The 18,596-nt window shown below is 67.2% G+C and carries 17 protein-coding genes; 8 read left to right on the top strand and 9 right to left on the bottom strand.

Going from position 1 to position 18,596, the window contains the following annotated elements:
• Positions 1 to 6: 6 nt before the first annotated feature.
• Positions 7 to 1,122, bottom strand: a complete 1,116-nt coding sequence (locus C7R54_RS08970) for an NADH:flavin oxidoreductase/NADH oxidase (protein ID WP_129149846.1) — start codon at positions 1,120 to 1,122, stop codon at positions 7 to 9.
• A 178-nt stretch (positions 1,123 to 1,300) separates the two neighbouring features.
• Between C7R54_RS08970 and C7R54_RS08965 the strand changes: the two genes are divergently transcribed.
• A complete protein-coding gene (locus C7R54_RS08965; protein ID WP_129149845.1) occupies positions 1,301 to 2,155 on the top strand; it encodes a LysR family transcriptional regulator in 855 nt (284 codons plus the stop codon).
• Here the strand turns inward: C7R54_RS08965 and C7R54_RS08960 are convergent.
• Positions 2,139 to 2,759 (bottom strand): TetR/AcrR family transcriptional regulator, encoded by a 621-nt coding sequence (locus tag C7R54_RS08960; protein WP_129149844.1) that lies wholly within the window; start codon positions 2,757 to 2,759, stop codon positions 2,139 to 2,141. The genes C7R54_RS08965 and C7R54_RS08960 overlap by 17 nt on opposite strands.
• A 180-nt stretch (positions 2,760 to 2,939) precedes the next feature.
• Here C7R54_RS08960 and C7R54_RS08955 point away from each other — a divergent pair, with 180 nt between their 5' ends.
• A complete protein-coding gene (locus C7R54_RS08955) occupies positions 2,940 to 3,698 on the top strand; it encodes a siderophore-interacting protein (RefSeq protein ID WP_240039443.1) in 759 nt (252 codons plus the stop codon).
• 22 nt (positions 3,699 to 3,720) lie between these two features.
• Here C7R54_RS08955 and C7R54_RS08950 read toward each other — a convergent pair whose 3' ends face one another.
• The 4 genes from C7R54_RS08950 to C7R54_RS08935 all read right to left on the bottom strand — a co-directional run bounded on the left by C7R54_RS08950 (position 3,721) and on the right by C7R54_RS08935 (position 6,983).
• Positions 3,721 to 4,137, bottom strand: coding sequence for a hypothetical protein (locus tag C7R54_RS08950; protein WP_240039442.1), 417 nt, complete (start codon positions 4,135 to 4,137; stop codon positions 3,721 to 3,723).
• 211 nt (positions 4,138 to 4,348) lie between these two features.
• Positions 4,349 to 5,263, bottom strand: a complete 915-nt coding sequence (locus C7R54_RS08945) for a LysR family transcriptional regulator (RefSeq protein ID WP_129149843.1) — start codon at positions 5,261 to 5,263, stop codon at positions 4,349 to 4,351.
• Between the two features lie 10 nt (positions 5,264 to 5,273).
• Complete coding sequence (locus tag C7R54_RS08940) at positions 5,274 to 5,753, bottom strand: VOC family protein (protein WP_129149842.1); 480 nt, start codon at positions 5,751 to 5,753, stop codon at positions 5,274 to 5,276.
• Between the two features lie 39 nt (positions 5,754 to 5,792).
• Positions 5,793 to 6,983 carry an MFS transporter gene (locus C7R54_RS08935; RefSeq protein ID WP_129149841.1) on the bottom strand — a complete coding sequence of 397 codons (1,191 nt, stop codon included), beginning with the start codon at positions 6,981 to 6,983 and terminating at the stop codon, positions 5,793 to 5,795.
• Between the two features lie 203 nt (positions 6,984 to 7,186).
• Here C7R54_RS08935 and C7R54_RS08930 point away from each other — a divergent pair, with 203 nt between their 5' ends.
• Together C7R54_RS08930 and C7R54_RS08925 are read left to right on the top strand one after the other, a co-directional pair.
• Entirely contained in the window at positions 7,187 to 8,179 is a 993-nt protein-coding gene (locus C7R54_RS08930) for a Bug family tripartite tricarboxylate transporter substrate binding protein (protein WP_129149840.1), read from the top strand.
• Positions 8,180 to 8,213: 34 nt separating this feature from the next.
• Entirely contained in the window at positions 8,214 to 9,605 is a 1,392-nt protein-coding gene (locus tag C7R54_RS08925) for an MmgE/PrpD family protein (protein WP_129149839.1), read from the top strand.
• Between the two features lie 95 nt (positions 9,606 to 9,700).
• On the opposite strand, the gene C7R54_RS08920 is transcribed toward C7R54_RS08925, so the two are convergent.
• A complete protein-coding gene (locus C7R54_RS08920; protein ID WP_129149838.1) occupies positions 9,701 to 10,915 on the bottom strand; it encodes an MFS transporter in 1,215 nt (404 codons plus the stop codon).
• 199 nt (positions 10,916 to 11,114) lie between these two features.
• Here C7R54_RS08920 and C7R54_RS08915 point away from each other — a divergent pair, with 199 nt between their 5' ends.
• Complete coding sequence (locus C7R54_RS08915) at positions 11,115 to 12,005, top strand: AraC family transcriptional regulator (RefSeq protein ID WP_129149837.1); 891 nt, start codon at positions 11,115 to 11,117, stop codon at positions 12,003 to 12,005.
• Here C7R54_RS08915 and C7R54_RS08910 read toward each other — a convergent pair.
• Both C7R54_RS08910 and C7R54_RS08905 read right to left on the bottom strand, forming a co-directional pair.
• A complete protein-coding gene (locus C7R54_RS08910) occupies positions 11,993 to 12,244 on the bottom strand; it encodes a hypothetical protein (RefSeq protein ID WP_129149836.1) in 252 nt (83 codons plus the stop codon). The genes C7R54_RS08915 and C7R54_RS08910 overlap by 13 nt on opposite strands.
• A gap of 96 nt (positions 12,245 to 12,340) precedes the next feature.
• Positions 12,341 to 12,988, bottom strand: a complete 648-nt coding sequence (locus C7R54_RS08905) for a helix-turn-helix domain-containing protein (RefSeq protein WP_129149835.1) — start codon at positions 12,986 to 12,988, stop codon at positions 12,341 to 12,343.
• 112 nt (positions 12,989 to 13,100) lie between these two features.
• On the opposite strand from C7R54_RS08905, the gene C7R54_RS08900 reads away from it, so the two are divergent.
• From C7R54_RS08900 to C7R54_RS08890, 3 genes are read left to right on the top strand one after another with little or no spacing between them, the layout of a single operon-like run.
• Entirely contained in the window at positions 13,101 to 15,152 is a 2,052-nt protein-coding gene (locus tag C7R54_RS08900) for a hydantoinase/oxoprolinase family protein (RefSeq protein ID WP_129149834.1), read from the top strand.
• Positions 15,149 to 17,155, top strand: coding sequence for a hydantoinase B/oxoprolinase family protein (locus tag C7R54_RS08895; protein ID WP_129149833.1), 2,007 nt, complete (start codon positions 15,149 to 15,151; stop codon positions 17,153 to 17,155). The genes C7R54_RS08900 and C7R54_RS08895 overlap by 4 nt, the downstream gene beginning before the upstream one ends.
• A gap of 57 nt (positions 17,156 to 17,212) precedes the next feature.
• Entirely contained in the window at positions 17,213 to 18,547 is a 1,335-nt protein-coding gene (locus C7R54_RS08890; RefSeq protein ID WP_129149832.1) for an NAD(P)/FAD-dependent oxidoreductase, read from the top strand.
• The last annotated feature ends 49 nt before the right edge of the window (positions 18,548 to 18,596 follow it).

Raw genomic sequence — 18,596 nt, 5'->3', positions numbered from 1 at the left:
CGCCGCTTACTGCGCCGCGCCCTTGCCCGGCCCCTTGTAGCGCGACAGCCAGTGCGCATAGGACGGCGGCAGCACCCAGGCCGGATCTTCCTTTCCCAGCGCCAATGCCAAGGCATACGGATAGTGCGGATTGGCCAGGTGCGCGCGCGCGATCATGACCAGGTCCATCTGCCCGTCGGCGATCGCGCGTTCGGCCACTTGCGGATCGTCCATGCACCAGCCCGACGCCACCGGCATGCCGGTCTCCTGCCGCACCCGGGCGGCCACCGGCGCCAGGAAGCCGGACCCCCAGGGCGTACGGCCTTCGATGGTCGAAAAACCGATGCTGGCGTTCAGCATGTCCAGGCCGCCCGCGTGCATCTTGCGCACGAGTTCGATCGACTCGGCCAGGGTCTGCTCGTCGCGGCCATCGAACTCGATGACGCCGAAGCGCGCGGTCAGCGGCAGGTTCTCCGGCCACACCTCACGCACGGCGGCGAGCGTCTCCAGCAGGAAGCGGCCGCGGTTTTCGGCGCTGCCGCCGTACATGTCCGTACGCTGGTTGGCATGCGCCGAAAAGAAGCTCTGCGCCAGGTAACCGTGCGCGAAGTGCAATTCCAGCCACTCGAAACCGGCATCGCGCGCCCGGCGCGCCGCAGCCACGAAATCCCCACGCACGCGGTCGATATCGGCCAGGGTCATCTCGCGCGGCATCTTGGACAGGCCGCCGCCGAAGACCAGCGCGGATGGCGAAATGGTCGTCCAGCCGCGCGGGTCGCCATCGGCAATGTGATCGTCGCCTTCCCAGGGCAGATTGGCGCTGGCCTTGCGGCCTGCGTGCCCGATCTGGATGCCGGGCGTCGCGCCCGCCGCCTTGATGCGCGCGGCGATGCGGGCCATGCCTTGCGCCTGGGCGTCGTTCCACAAGCCCGTGCAGCCCGGGGTAATGCGGCCCTCCGGCGACACCGCCGTGGCTTCGATGATCACCAGTCCCGCGCCGCCGCGCGCCAGGCCCGCGTAGTGGGCGTCGTGCCATTCATTGACCATGCCGTCGACGGCGCGGTATTGGCACATGGGCGGCACGGCGATGCGGTTGCGCAGGGTGACGTCCTTCAAGGAAAAGGGAGTGAATAGAGCGGGCATCTTGATCCAGTAAATCTCAGGAAATGGGAGTACCAAGCCGCGCCGTGGGCAGTCTTCACCCTGGAACCGGGCGCGCCTTGAACGAAACTTGGGAAAAAACTTGGGAAAAGGAACAGGCTACCCTTCCGTCGACCCGGCGTAAACTAATGGCGGATTATCAAATCAATAAGAGATATTTATGCTGAATCCGCAATGGCTGCGCACGTTCACGGCCGTGGCCGAATTGGGCAGCTTCACCCGCGCCAGCGAACGGCTGGGACTGACCCAGGCCGCGGTCAGCCAGCATGTGCGCGCCCTGGAAGACGAGCTGGGACCGCTGCTGATACGCCGTCCGCGCCAACTGGAGCTGACGCCGGCGGGCACGACCTTCCTGGCGTATTGCGCGGAAATCGAGCAAGCCGACCAGCGCCTGCGGGCGCGGCTCTCGGACGCCGACGCGACTGCCGGCGAGGTCACCCTGGTCACGCCCGGCAGCGTCGGACTGGCGCTCTATCCGCGCCTGCTGGACCTGCAACAGCGCCATCGGGGCCTGATCATTCGCCACCGCTTCGCTCCCGACCCGGAGATCCTGGCGGCGGTGCTCGAACGCAAGTACGAACTGGGTCTGGTGACGCTGCGGCCGGACGATCCGCGCCTGGCGTCCCAACGCTATACGGAAGAGCCGCTGGAGATGGTGACGCCGGCGGGCGTCGAGGTGAACGACTGGAGCGACTTGCAGGCGCTGGGCTATATCGACCATCCCGATGGGCAGGCGATGGCGACACGGCTGCTAAGCCGGCATTTTCCCGGCAATCCCGGCATCCGGTCCCTGCCTTGCAACGGTTATACCAACCAGGTCGGCCTGATCCTGGAACCGGTCGCGCGCGGCCTGGGATTCACCGTCCTGCCCCAATACGCGCGCAAGGTATTCAGGCGCCAGGACAGGATCAACGTCGTCGATTGCAGGGCGCCGGTGGTCGATACGCTCTGGTGGACCTGGCGCGGCGAGTGGCCGCTGTCGGCGCGGGCTCGCCGCCTCATCGACCTTCTTTAGCCGGCCCATGTCCCCGGGGGGCCCGGCCACCAGGCGCCAACAGCGCGTCCAGCGCATAACGCACCAGGTCCCCCGCCGACGGGGACCGCACGAACGTCATGGCGGGCGCGTGGGTCAACTCGAATACCACGGCGCCCAGCTTTTCCGCATCGATGCCGCAGTCCGGCGCCCAGGCGGCCAGGCGCCCGCCCAAGCGGCGCCAATGCGACCGGAAGACGGCTTCCTGCGACTTCTCGAAGCGCTTGCCGGGCTTGGCATAGCGTTGATGTTCCAAGACCAGCAGGGACCAGTTCCCTTCCGACGCCTTGGCATCGGCCCATGCGGACACGGCTTCTATCGCCGCCTGGACATCGCTGGCGCCATCCAGCGCATCCAGCAACTTACCCAGGCTGGCTTCGCCATGCGCCTCGAGCAGCTCCAGGAAAATCTGCTCCTTGCTCTCGAAGTTGGAGTAGAACGCCCCCTTGCTGTAGCCGGCCGCGGCGGCGATGCGGTCTACCGAAGCGGCCGCATAGCCCTCTCGCGCGAACATCTTCGTGGCCGCGGCCAGCAACTTACATCGCGTCGCCGCCTGGCTTTCTTCCCGGGACATACGCATCGTCATGACGAGGTCAACTCCTTGTAGGGGATGGCGGCAGGACATGCCGGACATCGACGCCGCGGGCGCGGCCTGCAACGCCCTGCAATACCATTCCATGAAATTCGAATACTAATCAGTATTTGGATACTGTATAGTATTCGAATACCCGATCCTTGGGTAAACAAATAAGCAAGGAGATGCTTAGTGGACCACCATCCCATGGACCATCCCACCCGGCGCGTCCGTTTCGAACTGAAGAGCCGCCGCGTCGTCGTCCAGCACAGCGAACGGCTTACGCCGCACATGCAGCGCATCGTGCTTGCCGGCCCGGACCTGGCGGATTTCGCCAGCTTGTCGCCGGACGACCATGTCAAGCTTTTCTTTCCCGAGGGCGGCGAGGTCGAACGACGCGACTACACGCCGCGCCGCCACGACGCCGCGGCACGGACGCTGACGATCGATTTCGCGTTGCACGATGCCGGCCCCGCCACGCGCTGGGCCTTGCAGGCCAAGGCCGGAGACTCCCTGGAATTCGGCGGACCGCGCGGCTCCATGGTGGTTGAATGGTCGTACGACTGGTGGCTGCTGATCGGGGACGAGACCGCCCTGCCCGCCATCGGACGCCGCGTGGAAGAAGCGCCTGCCGGCACGCGCATCATTACGGTGGGCATCGTTCCCGGCGCGGAAGACGAGCAGCGCTTCGATACCCGCGCCGACCACACCGCGCTGTGGGTGCATCGCCCCCCCGAACACGCCGACGATGCGGCGCCGGTGATGCAGGCATTGAAGTCGGTGGCCCTGCCGCCGGGCGACGGATACGTCTGGGCAGCGGCGGAAGCGGGCGTGGCGAAGGCGATACGCGGATATCTGCGCGACGAGATCGATCACCCGCGCGCCTGGACGAAGGTGGTCGGATACTGGAAGAAGGGCCAGGCCGACGCCCATGAAAAGTTCGAGGAGTGACGGATCGCGACCGGCCCAGGGATCAGCCGTAGGCGACCGCGCGATCGTCTTGCGGCGGCTGCCGCGCCGCATGGCCCAGCGCGATGGCCAGGCCCTCGTCCAGGCTGGCCACCGCATGGTGGGCAATGCCGAAAGCCTTGCTGGCGCCCTGCCCACGCTGCGCCGCCACGTCGCGGCGCCGGGCATCGGGTTCAATCACCACCAGCGCGGTGCAAACGCGCGCCAGCGCCTCGCGATGCTGCTTGAGCCAGATGCCGCGCTGCTTGAAATCCTCGTGGGACTCCTCGACGGGCGTCTCCAGGTAAAGTACCGCGAACCGTTCGCCATGGCGCAACAGCATGTCCATCTCCGTCGCCCACTGCGCGGCATAACCCGGTGCTATGGCGGTAGGACGCACCACCACCGCGGGAAAGCGCGACGTATCGTGAACGGTAAACAAAGCGTGATCCAACGTCTTCACAAAAGGCCTCCATCGACAACTAGCCGTCCCGATCCACGCGACTGCGATACGGCTGCATGACGGATACGGCTGCATATACGGCAGGCCCCAGCTTAAATAACCCCCATCCATTTGAAAATTGACAAGTTTGCAGTCCAGGCTTGCATTGGACGCAACGATCGCGCCGGCCCCGCGGGCCCGCGCCGCGAGGTCATGGCGCTGTCGCCGCCAAGGTCTCGCAGATCTCGCGCACCAGCGTCCGTAGCCACCGATGCGCGGCATAGTTCTGGTAACGAGGATGCCAGCCTTGCACGAGGACCAGCGGATCCAGGGGCAGCGGCAAGGGGAAGGTCCGCACCCTGAGCCCCTGGCGACGCGCAGCGGTGGCCATGTGCTCCGGTGCGGCCACGATCAGGTCCGTGCCACCCAGCATGAGCAGGCCGCCCATGGCGTGCGGCACGATCACCGCCACTCGTCGGGACAGGCCCAGCGCGTCCAGCGCGGCATCGATGGGACCGTGGGCGCGTCCCATGCGCGACACGGCAATGTGATCGAACTCCGCCACGCGGGCGGGCGTGATATCGCCTGAAAAAATAGGATGGCCCTCGCGTGCCACGCCAACGATCCGCGTCGAGAACAGTGTCTGGACATGCATGTCCGGCCCCAGCGGGCGCATGGAGGTGATATAGATGTCCACCGTTCCGTCGCGCAGCACGGGCTCGGTGCTGTCATTGTCCGGCGAGAAACGCAGGCTCACGCGAGGGGCCTCGGTTTGTACCCGCTCGATCAGGGCTTGGCCGAATGCGCCGGTATAGAAATCGCTGGCGCGTAGATTGAAGCTGCGCTCCAGCGTGCGCGGGTCGATGGCGGTTCGCTGGCACAGCAGCTGGCGCGATCGTTCGACGGCATCGCGCACCTCGTCGCGCAAGGCCTCGGCGCGGGGCGTGGGCGCCAGGCCCCGCCCCGCCTTCACCAGGATGGGATCGCCGACGGTCTCGCGTATGCGCGCCAGCGTGCGGCTCATCGCCGGCGTGCTCAAGTTCATGCGACGCGCGGCGGCCGTCACCGACCCTTCTTCCAGGAGGATATCGAGCGCGTACAGCAGGTTCAGGTCAGGAAATTGCATGGAGGACGAATCAGCCACGGCGCGCCGCCTCGATCGCGGCGATGTCGATCTTTCTCATCGTCATCATCGCGTCGAACGCGCGCTTGGCCGCGTCGCGGTCGGGGTCGGTGACCGCCTCCATGAGCACGCGAGGCGTGATCTGCCACGACAGGCCCCATTTGTCCCGGCACCAGCCGCAGTCGCTTTCCTCGCCGCCGTTGCCGACGATGGCGTTCCAGTAACGGTCGGTCTCGGCCTGGTCCTCGGTCGCCACCTGGAACGAGAACGCCTCGGTATGCTTGAAGGCCGGGCCGCCGTTCAAGCCGATGCAAGGGATGCCCAGCACCGTGAATTCCACCAGCAGGACATTGCCCTGCTCGCCCGACGGATAATCGCCCGGCGCATGATGCACGGCGACTACCTTGCTATCCGGAAACGTGCTGGCATAAAACGTCGCGGCATCCAGCGCGGTGCCGTCGAACCACAGGCAAACCTTGTTCTTTCCCATCATTTCTCATCTCCTCGTTGATAGAAGCCGCGCGGCGCGGCCTCATCCCAGACGGCACACCCGCCGTATCCCCGCCAGCGCGATCCACCCCATCGTCAGCGCCACCAGCGCCAACGCCACGCGCAGCGACATCGCATGGGTGATGCCGCCGATCAGCGGCGGCCCCAGCAGCATGCCGACATAGGCGAAACGCGCCACGCCCGCCACCCCGGCCGCCGGACTCATGCCCGGCAGCCTGGCGCCGGCCAGGAAAAAGAAAGGCATCAGGTTGGCCACCCCCAGCCCCATCAAGGTGAAACCCACCAGGCTGGACACCGGCCACGGCGCGGCGATGACCAGGGTCATCCCGGCGCATCCCACCCAGGCGCTGACGGTCATCAGGCGCTCGTCGCTGAAACGGCGCCGCAACAGGTCCGCGCCGAAGCGGCCGACCGCCATGCCGGTGGCGAAAGTCGCGTATCCATAACCACTGCGCGCGGTCGTCGCGCCGGCCACGTCGCGCATGTACACGGCGGCCCAGTCGTACATGGCCCCTTCGCAAACCAGCCCAAGAAAGGCCACGGTGCCCAGGATCCACAATGCGCGCGGGATGCCGGGTGTAGCAGCCGCGCCCTCCTCCACGTGCGATGGCGCGTCGGTCAACAAATAGGATGTCGCCAGCAGCGCGGCCAGCACCGTCATCGCGGCGATGGCGAAGCCGTGGACCTGCAAGGACACGCCCGCCCCCATCAACAGGCCGCCCAGGCCCGCGCCGGCCATGCCGCCCAGGCTGAACATGCCGTGCAGCGTGGACATGACGGGCTTGCCCAGCCGCGCTTCCACGGTGGCGGCCTGGACGTTCATGGCCACGTCGAAGGCGGCCATGCCCATGCCGAACAGGACGAGGATGACCAGTAGCAGGGGGAAATATCCCGCCCACGGAATGACGACCAGCATGATCGAATAGGCCAGGCCGCTGATGGCCAGGACGCGGGCGCTGCCTGCCCGCCCCACCCAGCGGCCGACCCCGTTCATCGCCAGGATGGCGCCGGCCGAGACGGCCAGCATCGCCAGCGACAGCACGGCGTCGGATACCTGGAAGTCGGTCTTCAGTACGGGAATCCAGACGCCCCAGGTGGCGAAGGTGGCGCCGTTGACGAAGAACTGGGCCATGGTGGCCCAGGTCGCCCGGCGCACGGCCCGGGCGCCCGCATGCGCCGAAGCGCCCGGCAAGACGTTTTCGCTGCTTTTCATGAAAAAGGAAATGCTGACTGCAATGTGTCGATGATGTCACAGAAGCATGACCGGACGGGTTATCTCCCCTTTTTTGAAAATTGTATTTCGTATACGATCAGACAATTCAACCAACACCTCCGGCCGGTTTCAAGTTCCAGGACCGGAGAAGCATTTCTTGAAAACGCTCCGCCCCCCCATGGAGCACCCAGAGGAGACAACCCATGCACAAGCCCCTTCCGCCGGCTCGCCGGCTGCCGCGCGTCCTGTCCACGCTCGCCTTGCTGGCGATCGTGCCGCTGGCGGCCCAGGCGCAGGCCGCTTACCCCGACCACAAGGTCCGCGTCATCGCGCCGCAAGGCGCGGGCGGCGGCGTGGACATCATGGCGCGCTCGCTGGCCGAGGAATTGAGCAAGCGGCTGGGCCAGACGTTCTACGTGGACAACCAGGGCGGCGCCGGCGGGACCATAGGGGCCACGGACACCGCGCGCGCCAAGCCGGACGGCTATACCTTGATGGTGGCCTATGTGGCCACCCACGGCACCAATCCCGCCGTGCGCAAGACGCCCTATGACCCGGTCAAGAGCTTCACCCCCATCGCCATGATCGGCGGGACCGCCAATGTGCTGCTCACCAGCCCCGCGCTCCCGGTGAAGACCTTGCCGGAATTCGTCGCCTATGCGAAAGCCCACGGCGACACGGTGAGCTACGGCACGTCGGGCAACGGCACGCTCAACCACCTGGCCATGGAAGAATTCAAGTCCGAGGCGGACTTCAAGGACTTGCCGGTCCCCTACAAGAGCATGACGGAGGCGCAGACCGACATGATCGGCGGCCGCGTGCAGTCGGTGTTCCCCGGCGTCGCCGCCGGACTGGCCATCATCAAGTCCGGCAAGGCCCTGCCCCTGGCGGTCACCGGAGACAAGCGCAATCCCATCATCCCGGACGTGCCCACCTTTGCCGAGCAGGGCTATCCGAAGATGCAGGCATTGACCTGGTATGGGCTGGTCGGCCCTGCCGGCATGCCGCCGGCCGTCACCGCCAAGCTGAACGAGACCGTCAACGACGTGCTGAAATCCGACGCCTTCCTCCAGCGCCTGCGCAACCTGGGCGTGGATCCCATGGCCATGACGCCCCAGCAGTTCGGCGACTACATCGCCCACGACATCGATACGTGGAAGCGCGTGGCCCACGAGAACAACATTTCCCTGGACTGAGCCGTCCGTCCATTCCCCGAGCAGGAAACCCATCATGTCCGATAAGCACCCCGTACCCGAAGTCTCCGTGTCGCAGCGCCTTGCGCAAGTCATCGTGAACGCGCGCCCCGAATCATCACCTGAATCATCACGCGATGCGCGCGCCACCGGCCGCCGCATGCTGCTGGACATCGCCGGCATCGCGGTGGCCGCGCGCGCGCAGCCCTATGTGCGTGCCGCGCTGGACGCCCTGGACCAGGACGGTCCTTGCACGGTCTTCGGCCATGCGCGGCGCCTGGGCGCCGAAGGCGCGGCCTTTGTCAACGGCACCGCGGCGCACGGGGAGGATTTCGACGATACCTACGAAGGCGGTCCCGTGCACGCCGGCGTGGTCATCGTGCCCGCGCTGCTGGCCGCCGCCGAACGCCATGGCCTTGGCGGGCAGGATTTCCTGCGCGGCCTGGCCGTCGGCGCGGAAGTCATGTGCCGCCTGTGCGCCGTCGCGCCGACCAAGGTCCACAAGGCGGGCTTTCATCCGACCGCGGTGTTCGGCGTCTTCGGCGCGGTGGCGGGCATCGGCGCGGCCCTGCGCCTGAGCGCCCAGCAACTGACCGATGCCTTCGGCATCGCCGGCAGCCTGGCGTCCGGCATCATCGAATACCTGGCCGACGGTTCCTGGACCAAGCGCCTGCATCCCGGCTGGGCCGCGCAATCGGGCTATCGCGCGGTGCGCCTGGCCATGGGCGGATTCAAGGGCCCGCGCACGGTATTCGAGGGCAGCCACGGCGTCTTCCATGGTTTCGCGAACACCCTGGAGGGTGATTTCACCGCCATGCTGGACGGCTTCGGTGAAAAATGGATCTGGCCCACCATCGCCTTCAAGCCGTATGCCTGCGGCACCATGTGCCATCCCTACATCGACTGCGCGCGTGAGTTCGGCAAGCTGGGCCTGGACCCGGCCGCCATCGCCGCCATCGAATGCGAAGCGGCCGAGGGCGTGCTGCACCGGCTGTGGGAACCCCTGGACCTGAAGCAGGCCCCGCCCAACGGCTACGCCGCCAAGTTCAGCGTGCCCTACGCCATCGCGGTGGCCATCCTGCGCGGCGACGCCGGCCTGGGCGAATACGACGACGAAATCGTCAAGGCGCCGGCCATCGTCGCGCTGGCGCGCAAGGTGAAGTACGTGGTCGACCCCGCCAACCCTTATCCGAAGCAGTTCACCGGGCATGTGAAAGTGACCATGGCCGATGGCGAGGTGCATGAGTTCCGGCAGGGCTATTTCAAGGGCGGCGTCGATCATCCGCTCAGCGACGACGACCTGACGCGCAAATTCCACGCGAACTGCGCCTATGGCGGCCTGGCGCCGGCCGATAGCGAGGCCCTGCTGGCGCACATCGACCACGTGTTCGACAGTGCAAAGGTGGACTTCGCGCCATTCGCACGCTGAGCGGTTCGCACGCTGGGCGGTTCGCGGGCCGAGCGGTTCGCGGCTGAACCAGCCAGGCAGTTCAAGCCATGCGCTTGTTCAAGCCCAACGCTTGCTCAAGCCATGCGCTTGGCGCCCACCGGACGGTCCCCGATCTGGCGCGCCCTGCCCGCCAGCGCGCCGAAAGCCGCCATCGCCAGGGACAGGACCACGCCTATCGACAAGGGGATGGTCCAATTGCCGGCCAGGTCGTGCAGCTTGCCGGTCAAGGTGGGCCCGCAAGCGGCCAAGGTGTAGCCCACGCCCTGCGCCATGCCGGACAGGGCCGCCGCCTGGCGGGCATTCGACGCACGCAAGCCCATGAAGATCAGCGCCAGCAAGATGCCGCCGCCGGAGCCGAAGCCATACAACAGGGCCCACGCGGTGGCGCCCGCGGGCACGAACAGCAGGCCCAGCAGGCCGATAGCCATCATCAGCGCCATGGCCGCCGCCACGCGGGTCTGGTCCTTCATGCGTCCCACCAGGGGCGCCAGCACGATGCCCGGCACGGCGGACGCGAACTGCATGCCGCCATGCACCGCTCCCGCCTCGGCCGGCGTATAGCCGACATCGGCGAGGATGGTCGGCAGCCAGCTGATCAAAACGTAGTACAGCAAGGAATTGATGCCCATGAACAGCGTCACCTGCCAGGCCAGCGCGGAATGCCAGACGGGACCGCCATGCGGCGGGCTTGCCGTGCCCCGGGCCGGGCCCGTATGCGCGCCCAGCTGGCTGGTCCAGACGGCCAATGCGGCCACCGGGAAGACGAGGGTGCCGGCCAGGGCCCCCTGCCATCCCCACGCCGCCGCCATCGGCACCACGCAAGCCGAGACCAGCGCGGCGATACCGCCCATGGCCAGCGCGCACGCCCCCATGACGATGGGCACCCGCGCCGGGAAGTCCCGCTTCGCCAGGCTGGGCAGCAGCACGTTGCCCACGGCGATGCTGGAACCGCATATCGCCGTGCCCAGGTACAGGCACCACAGCGGACCCGCCGAACGCACCAGCAGGCCGCCCGCCACCAGCCACATGGCCCCGAACAAGGTGCGCTCCAACCCGTATTCGCGGGCCAGCAAGGCAGCGAAGGGAGAGATCAGCCCGAAGGCCAGCAAGGGCAGCGTGGTGAGCATGCCAGCCTGCGCGGGCGACAGGTCGTAGTGTGCCTGCAGAACGCCGAGTATCGGCGCCAGGCCGGTAACGGGAGCGCGCAGGTTGCTGGCGATCAGCAACAGGCCGGCAATCAGCAGGACGGGCCGGGCAAGCGACCGGCGCGGGGTATCAGGTGTGGTCATGGCATCTACATGGTCTGGGCCCCATGCGCGAGGGGGTTCGTAACCTTAACGCCCATGGGCCGTTATGAATTTAGCTAAGATGCCAGGAAATCGCTGAATCCTGCCATCCAGGCATCGGCCCCCATCGTTCCATACCGGCCCAGCCGTCGGGCGGCCCGCCCATCATGGCCCCGGCCCCACCTGCGTCGCGCCCCGCCCCATGCCACCTCGCGTCCGTCTCGCTCCGCGCCTTGCTTCCTTTCCCACCGCCGCGCCGGAAGGCGTGCTGCTGGGACCCTTGGATATCTTCGAGGAAAGCCCTCGCCTGGGGCCGGTCTTCGGCGTGCGTGTGCGCGCGGCAGACCACCGGGCGGAGGTGCCGGCCCACCGCCACACGCAAGGCCAATTGGTGGTGGCCTTGCGCGGCGGCGTGGTCTGCGAAGTTCCCGACGGCGTCTGGATGGTGCCGCCGACGTGCGCGGTCTGGGTGCCGGGCGGGCTTGCGCACAGCATCCGCGCCACGGCGAATGCGCGCATGGGCTATCTGTTCGTCCAGCCAGGCGCCTCCGACCTGCCCGACCATTGCTGCACCTTGGCCATTTCTCCGCTCGCGCGCGAACTGGTGCTGCGCCTGGCGGACCTGCCGTCCGAGTACGAGGCGGACAGCGCCACCGGCCGCCTGGCCCGGGTCCTGCTGGAAGAATTGGCGCGCATGCCGCGGGAGCAACTGCATTTGCCCACATCGGCCGAACCGCGCCTGCGACGCATCGCGAAAATGCTGTCCGATGATCCCGCCGACCGCCGCACGCTGGCCGAATGGGGCCACGTGGTGGCCACCAGCGAACGCACGCTGGCGCGACTGGTCAGGCAGGAAACCGGCCTCACCTTCGGCCGCTGGCGCCAGCAGCTGCACTTGATCGTGGCCTTGCACCAACTGTCCGCGGGCCAGTCCGTGCAACGCGTGGCCGAAGCCCTGGGCTATGACTCGGTCACGGCGTTCATCAGCATGTTCAAGAAATCGCTGGGCAAGCCGCCCGGCAAGTATTTCGCGGGCATCGCGCGGCGGGACGATGCCCAAGACAGCGCGGCGCCGCCCGCCTATCCCGCCTGAACCCGCACCAGCTGGTCGACGCGCACGACACGGCTGACTTCCAACACCGCCTGCGCCACGGCATCGTCCATGGTGGGGGCCTCGCGATTGAAGGCCAGTGCCACCAGGTTGCCCTGCTTCCATGCCAGCTCGACTTGCTCGCAACCGTTGTACTTCAACAATCGCAATAACTCGTCGGCCAGGTTTTCAAGGCGTGTGGCATCCTGCAAGTTATAGATAAGTTTGAACTGATAAGACATTTTTTCCGGCATCCGCGACGAGGTTATAAAGACCGTCCCGGCGCATCACGGTCGTGATCGCGCCGACAGGTCAGTAACCCGAAGCCGGTTTACGTCTCAGACCGCGCCGAGATGCATTAGTCGCAGTATCTGGTCGCGCTCGGCGCGCATCAGCGGCAACACCTCCGCCTTGATGCGGGCCGCGTCGTAATCGTCGTCATTGACCGACAGGCCCAGCGACAAGGCGCGCGTGGGGCTGGTGAACAGGGCAATGCCCACCGTCGTCACCCGGCGCTCCGGATAGCTGGCCGTCGACCACTGGTCCGGCGACAGGCCCAGCGCGGAATGCAGCGCGCTGCCCGGCGGCAGTGCATTGCCGACCCGCAGGTTGACCACGATGAGCTTGCGGCGTTCCGATGCCGAGCTGGCGCGCGCGATGATGACGACATCCTCCTTCGCGCGCTCGCCGATGTTGACCATGCCGTCGCAACGGTCCGCCAGCGCCTGCAGGGAAGCCTGGATGAGATCGTCGACGCCGGTATTGGCCAGGGCCGCGAAGCCGATCTCCAGCAATTGCGGCGTGAGCGACCAGCGCGTCCCTTCCTTGCGCACATAGCCCTCCCCCAACAGCGTATTGAGCAGCCGCAGCACCGTGGCGTGCGGCAAATCCACCGCTTGCGAAAGCGCCGTAAGGGATTGCCCGGGGCCCCCGCGAAAAGCCCGCAGGATGGCTAGACACCGCTGGACCGACCTATTATCATTCATTTGATCACGGGGTGAAATTATTGTTCATCTAGTGAAAAATAATAGCCGACCTTGCGGCTGCCCGCAAGCGGCTACTCCCTGTTCGCGGTCATCAGCAGAGTTGGGGGCATTCATGGGGTATAGAGTAGGCGTCGATATCGGCGGCTCGTTCACCGACTTCGCGGTCTTCGATGAAGACAGCGGCGAAATCAAGAGCCTGAAAGTATTCTCCCGCCCCGACCAGCCGGGGGAGGAAGTCATCGCCGGGGTGCGCATGCTGGGCGAGCGCTACGGCATACAGCCCGGCCAGATCAGCTATTTCACGCACGGCACCACGGTCGGCATCAATACGGTGATCCAGCGCAAGGGCCTGAAGCTGGCGCTGTTCGCCACCCGCAACTTCTGCGACGTGCTTGAGCTGGCGCGGCTGAAGACGCCGGACATGTACCACCTGCTGTCGCGCCGTCCCACGCCGCTCATCAAGCGCAGCATGGTCTTCGGCATCGACGAGCGGATGGCGCCGGACGGCTCGGTGCGCCAGCCGCTGGACGAGGCCAGCGTGACTCGCGCCGTGCGCGCGGCGCAGGACGCGGGCGCCGAAGGCATCGTCATTTCCCTGCTGCATGCCTATCGCAATCCGGCGCACGAGTTGCGGGTCAAGGAAATCATCGCCGCCCTCGCGCCCGACCTGCCCGTGTCGTGCTCCAGCGAAACCTGGCCCATCATCCGCGAATACGAGCGCACCATCACGGCGGTCATCGGCGGGTATGTCCAGCCGCGCGTGGCGCACTACCTCGGCTCGCTGCAAGCCGCGCTGAAGAATGCCGGCGTGCGGCCCGAGCCGCGCCTGACCAAGTCCAACGGCGGGGTGATGACGGCCGAGCAAGGCAAGCGCGACTGCGTGCAAATGATCCTGTCCGGCACGGCCGCCGGCGTCATCGGCGCGGCGCACGTCGCCGCCACCGCCGGCATCGCGCGCTGCCTCAGCCTGGACATCGGCGGCACCAGCGCCGACATCGCCGTGATCATCGACGGCAAGCCCCAATACGGCGTCGGCGAACTGATCGGCGATTTCCAGATCTACATTCCGTCGGTCTCCGTGTCCTCGGTCGGCGAGGGAGGCGGGTCCATCGCGTGGGTCGATCCGCTGGGCGTGCTCAAGGTCGGCCCGGAAAGCGCCGGCTCGCGTCCCGGCCCGGCCTGCTACCGGCGCGGCGGCACGCGCGCCACCATCACCGATGCCTTTGTCTGCTGCGGGCTGGTGGGTCATTCCGACCTCGGCTACCAGGCGGTGGAAGTCGATGCCGATGCCTCGCGCCGGGCGGTCGGCGAACTGGCCATCCGCCTGGGCCGCGGCATCGAGGAAACCGCCGAAGCCATCATCCAGATCGCCGTCTCGGGCATGTACACGGAAGTCAGCGGGCTGGTGTCGCGCTACGGCATCGACCCGCGCGAATATGCCGTCCTCGCTTTCGGCGGAGCCGGCCCCATGCTGGGCGGCTTCCTGGCCCGCGAAATCAAGGTCAAGGAAATCGTCGTGCCGCCCTCGCCCGGCACGCTCAGCGCCCTCGGGGGCCTGATCGCCGACCTCAAGAGCGATTTCCTCAAGACCGTCTACACCGATCTCACCCCCGCCAGCCTCCCCGCCATTCGCGACGAATTCGCCGCCTTGCGCACGCGCGCCGAACAATGGCTGCGCCAGGAACAGGGCCACATCGACCAGGCCGAGCTGGTCTATTCGGCGGAGATGCGCTATCGCGGCCAATCCTACGAAATCGACACGGAACTGGATCCCGCGCACCTGGCGGCGGGCGACGCCGTGGCGGTGGGACAGGCCTTCCATGCCATGCACCGGCGCCTCTACGGACACGCCGACGAGCGTGCGCCGGTGCAGGTCGTCAGCCTGCGGGTGGTGATCTCCGGCAACAACGACAAGCCGCGCTTTCCGCGCCACGAGCCGCGTCCCGGCACGCCGACGCCGGACCGCCAGGTGCGCGTCTGGCTGGACGGCGGCTTCCGCGTCGTGGACCTCCACAGCCGCGCGTCGCTGCACGCCGGCCAGCACTTCCAGGGCCCGGCCATCGTCACCCAGGACGATTGCACCACGGTCATTCCGGTAGGCCATGCCTGCCGGGTCGATGAGTACGCCAACCTGCGCATCACCGCCGAAGGAGAGCCGTCGTGAGCCATACCGTCGACAATTTCCGCTTGCAGGTGCTGGCCAACCACTGCACCGCGGCCGCCGAGGCCATGGGCTACACGCTGATGCGCACGGCCTACTCCACCTTCGTCAAGGAAACGGAAGACTTCTCGGCGCAGCTGATGACGCCGTCGGGCAAGACCTTCGCGTCGCCCAAGACCTTCGGCGCCACCTGGTACACGGGCCTGGACTATGGCCGGGTGATCCAGATGACGGACGATTACCGCGAAGGCGATATCTACCTGACCAACGACCCGTACAGCGGCTACGTTTCCACTCACACGCCCGACATGCACGTCTGGAAGCCGATCTTTCGCGACGGCCGGCTGGTGTGCTTCGTCGGCACGCACATCCACAACACCGACATGGGCGGCGCGGTGCCGGCCTCCCTGTCGCGCACCCTCACCGAGGTGCATCAGGAGGGCATCCGCATTCCGCCCATGCTGCTGATGCGCGACGGCGTCATCGACGAGAAGTTGCTGCGCATCCTGGCCATCAATGTCCGAATGCCGGACCAGAACCAGGGCGATCTAAACGCGCAGATCGCCGCGCTCAACGTCGGCGAGCGCAAGGTGCATGAAATCATCGACCGCTTCGGCGTCGAGGAATTCATGCAGGGCGCCGAGGCCATCCTCGACTACGCGGAGCAACAGACCCGCGCGCTGATCCGCGAGATACCCGACGGCGACTATGCCTTCTCCGAATATGCCGACGAGGACTCGGTGGGCGGGTATCCCTGCCGCATCCACATCACCTTGCGCGTGCGCGGCGATGAACTGACGCTGGACTTCACCGGCAGCGATCCGCAGGTGGCGTCCTCGCTGAACGTGCCGACCGGCGGCGACGGGCACCACTCGGTCATCACGGTGGGCCTGATCTACGTCATGCATTCCCTGGCTCCCCGCAACATGCTGAACTACGGCTCCGTGCGGCCCTGCCATGCCGTGCTGCCCGAGGGCACCGTGGTCAATCCCCATGCGCCGGCGGCGGTGGGCATGCGCAGCCTGATGGCCGCGGTGATCCAGGCCTGCACGTTCGGCGCCTTCAATCGCGCGCTGCCCGAGCGCCTGCCGGCATGCCCCGCCGGCGGCTCGACGCTGCTCAACGTCAAGACCGCGACGCGCGAAGGACGCCAGGTGCTGTCTTCCATCGGGCCTTGCGGGGGCGGGGCTGGTGCCGGGCCGGAATTCGACGGCGTGGAAGGCTGCGGCGCCAACAATGCCTTCCTGAAGAACACGCCCGTCGAAATCAACGAAGCCGAAGTGCCCATCGAGATCATCCGCTACGGTCTGGTGCCGGATACCGGCGGCGCAGGCCGCCTGCGCGGCGGCAACGCGGCGACCATGGAATTCAAGCTGCTGGCGCCCAATGGCGTGGTGACCGCGCGCAACCGCAACCGGTCGGAACTGGCGGCGTGGGGCGTGGTCGGCGGCAAGGCCGGGGCCAACTCCCGCTTCATCAAGAATCCCGATTCCGCCCAGCCTGAAGAGCTGCGCAATAGCGATCTGGTCAATTGCGCGCCCGGCGACGTCATCCGGCTGGAGGGGCCCGCCGGCGGGGGCTACGGCCATCCGTACGAGCGGCCGATAGAACAGGTGGTGGAGGATGTGCGCTGCGGCTTCGTGTCGATCGCGCACGCGCGCGACGCCTATGGCGTGGCGCTGGGTCCCGACCTGACGGTTGACGTGGCAGCCACGCAGTCCCTGCGGTCCGGCCAGCCGCCACGGCCGGGGCATTTCGATTTCGGGCCGGGCCGCAGCCGCTTCGAGCGCATCTGGACCCCCGCGCGGTACGACGCGATGACGCGCATCATGGCGGCCATCCCGGTCAGCTGGCGCCATTTCGTGAAGCACCGGATGTTCGAGGCGCTGAAGGACACCGCGCCGCCCCCGGACGGCGGCGCGGCCGATATCGAACGCATCTACGCGACGCTGGCACAACGGTACGCCGACCTGCCCCGGCCGGCGGACCTCGCGGCGCGCGGGTAAACGTACCGGCGCGTGGCAGCCACTGCACGCGCAGCCACGGCTAGCAAGGAGCATCGCATGGCTACGTCCGCCGAGATCTTTTCTTCGGACTTTCGCAAGCTGCCTTATTGGTGGGAGGCCTATGCGCCGCCCGAGACCGACGACGACGCACTGCCCGCCAGCGCCGATGTCGTCATCATCGGCGCCGGCTACACGGGCATCTGCTGCGCGCTGACGCTGCGGGAGGCCGGTATCGAGGCGATCGTGCTGGAGGCCGGAAGGCCGGGCATCGGCGCCAGCACCCGTTCCGGCGGCCAGGTCTCGGGCGGCGTCAACGTCCAGAAGAAAGCCCTGGCAGCCGTCGGCGAGAACGACGCGCAACGGGCCGAGCGCCTGTCCGCGCGGCTGCGCGACGCCGACGCGGCCATGACCTATGTGGTGGGGCTGATCGAAAAGCATGGCATCCAATGCGGCTGGCGGCCCACTGGCCGCCTCACCACCATGTGGCTGCCCCAGCACTATGAAGCCTGGCAAGGCCGCATGGCGCAGCTCAATGCGAATACCCAGTCGCGTGCGCGCATGATCCCGCGCGAGGCGCTGGACGCGGAAATCGGTTCGTCCGTCTACCATGGCGCGGCCCTGATCGAGCGGGCCGGGCACCTGCATCCGGCGCAGCTCTACGGCGGCATGCTGGCCGCGGCGCGCGCGGCCGGCGCGAAGATCCATGGACAGGCGCCCGTTGCGCGCATCGCGCGGGTGCCGGGCGGCTACGACGTCACCAGCGGGCGCGGCACCGTACGCGCGCGGGAGGTCGTGATCGCCACCAACGGCTACACGGGTCCCGAGATGGCCGGCCTGGACCGCAGGGTGGTGCCCATCGCCACCTACATGATCGCCACCGACGAGCTGGCACCGGGCCTGGCCGAGGACATCCTGCCGACCAATCGCGCGGTGTCCGAATCGCGCCGCGTGGTCAATCACTACCGGCTCTCGCCCGATGGCCGCCGCCTGCTGTTCGGCGGGCGCGCGCGCTTCACGCCGACCAGCGAAGAGACCACGGCGCGCCTGCTGTATCGCGCCATGCTCAAGCGCTTTCCGCAACTGGCGGGAGCGCGCATCACGCACAGCTGGGGCGGCAAGGTGGCGATGACGCTGGACGCCATGCCGCACATCGGCGGCGCGGACGGCCTGCACTACGCGCTCGGCTGCAACGGCAGCGGCGTGGCCATGATGAGCTACCTGGGCCATAGCCTGGGACGCAAGATCGCCGCGCAATCGCGCGACCCCATCAACGCCTTCGATATGGGAGACATACCCGGCCATCCTTTCTATTCCGGCAACACCTGGTTCCTCTTCGCCATCGGCAGCTGGTACCAGGCCCGTGATGCCTATGACCACTGGAGAGCCCGCTGAAGCGCGGGCGCGAGGCAGGCAGAGGCGGCAACCCCGCAACCAAGCTTGA

Source organism: Achromobacter aloeverae (assembly GCF_004121055.1).
GTDB classification, from domain to species: Bacteria; Pseudomonadota; Gammaproteobacteria; order Burkholderiales; family Burkholderiaceae_B; genus Bordetella_C; species Bordetella_C aloeverae.
The sequence above is the reverse complement of the archived record's forward strand: the minus strand, read 5'-3'. Positions and strand labels throughout refer to the sequence as shown.

Bases quoted from the DNA above. Each gene is read 5' to 3' on its own strand.
- C7R54_RS08905 (WP_129149835.1), bottom strand. From the start codon at position 12,988: ATGAATGATAATAGGTCGGTCCAGCGGTGTCTAGCCATCCTGCGGGCT.
- C7R54_RS08925 (WP_129149839.1), top strand. From the start codon at position 8,214: ATGTCCGATAAGCACCCCGTACCCGAAGTCTCCGTGTCGCAGCGCCTT.
- C7R54_RS08915 (WP_129149837.1), top strand. From the start codon at position 11,115: ATGCCACCTCGCGTCCGTCTCGCTCCGCGCCTTGCTTCCTTTCCCACC.
- C7R54_RS08920 (WP_129149838.1), bottom strand. From the start codon at position 10,915: ATGACCACACCTGATACCCCGCGCCGGTCGCTTGCCCGGCCCGTCCTG.
- C7R54_RS08945 (WP_129149843.1), bottom strand. From the start codon at position 5,263: ATGCAATTTCCTGACCTGAACCTGCTGTACGCGCTCGATATCCTCCTG.
- C7R54_RS08930 (WP_129149840.1), top strand. From the start codon at position 7,187: ATGCACAAGCCCCTTCCGCCGGCTCGCCGGCTGCCGCGCGTCCTGTCC.
- C7R54_RS08940 (WP_129149842.1), bottom strand. From the start codon at position 5,753: ATGATGGGAAAGAACAAGGTTTGCCTGTGGTTCGACGGCACCGCGCTG.
- C7R54_RS08900 (WP_129149834.1), top strand. From the start codon at position 13,101: ATGGGGTATAGAGTAGGCGTCGATATCGGCGGCTCGTTCACCGACTTC.
- C7R54_RS08935 (WP_129149841.1), bottom strand. From the start codon at position 6,983: ATGAAAAGCAGCGAAAACGTCTTGCCGGGCGCTTCGGCGCATGCGGGC.
- C7R54_RS08910 (WP_129149836.1), bottom strand. From the start codon at position 12,244: ATGTCTTATCAGTTCAAACTTATCTATAACTTGCAGGATGCCACACGC.
- C7R54_RS08965 (WP_129149845.1), top strand. From the start codon at position 1,301: ATGCTGAATCCGCAATGGCTGCGCACGTTCACGGCCGTGGCCGAATTG.
- C7R54_RS08960 (WP_129149844.1), bottom strand. From the start codon at position 2,759: ATGACGATGCGTATGTCCCGGGAAGAAAGCCAGGCGGCGACGCGATGT.
- C7R54_RS08890 (WP_129149832.1), top strand. From the start codon at position 17,213: ATGGCTACGTCCGCCGAGATCTTTTCTTCGGACTTTCGCAAGCTGCCT.
- C7R54_RS08970 (WP_129149846.1), bottom strand. From the start codon at position 1,122: ATGCCCGCTCTATTCACTCCCTTTTCCTTGAAGGACGTCACCCTGCGC.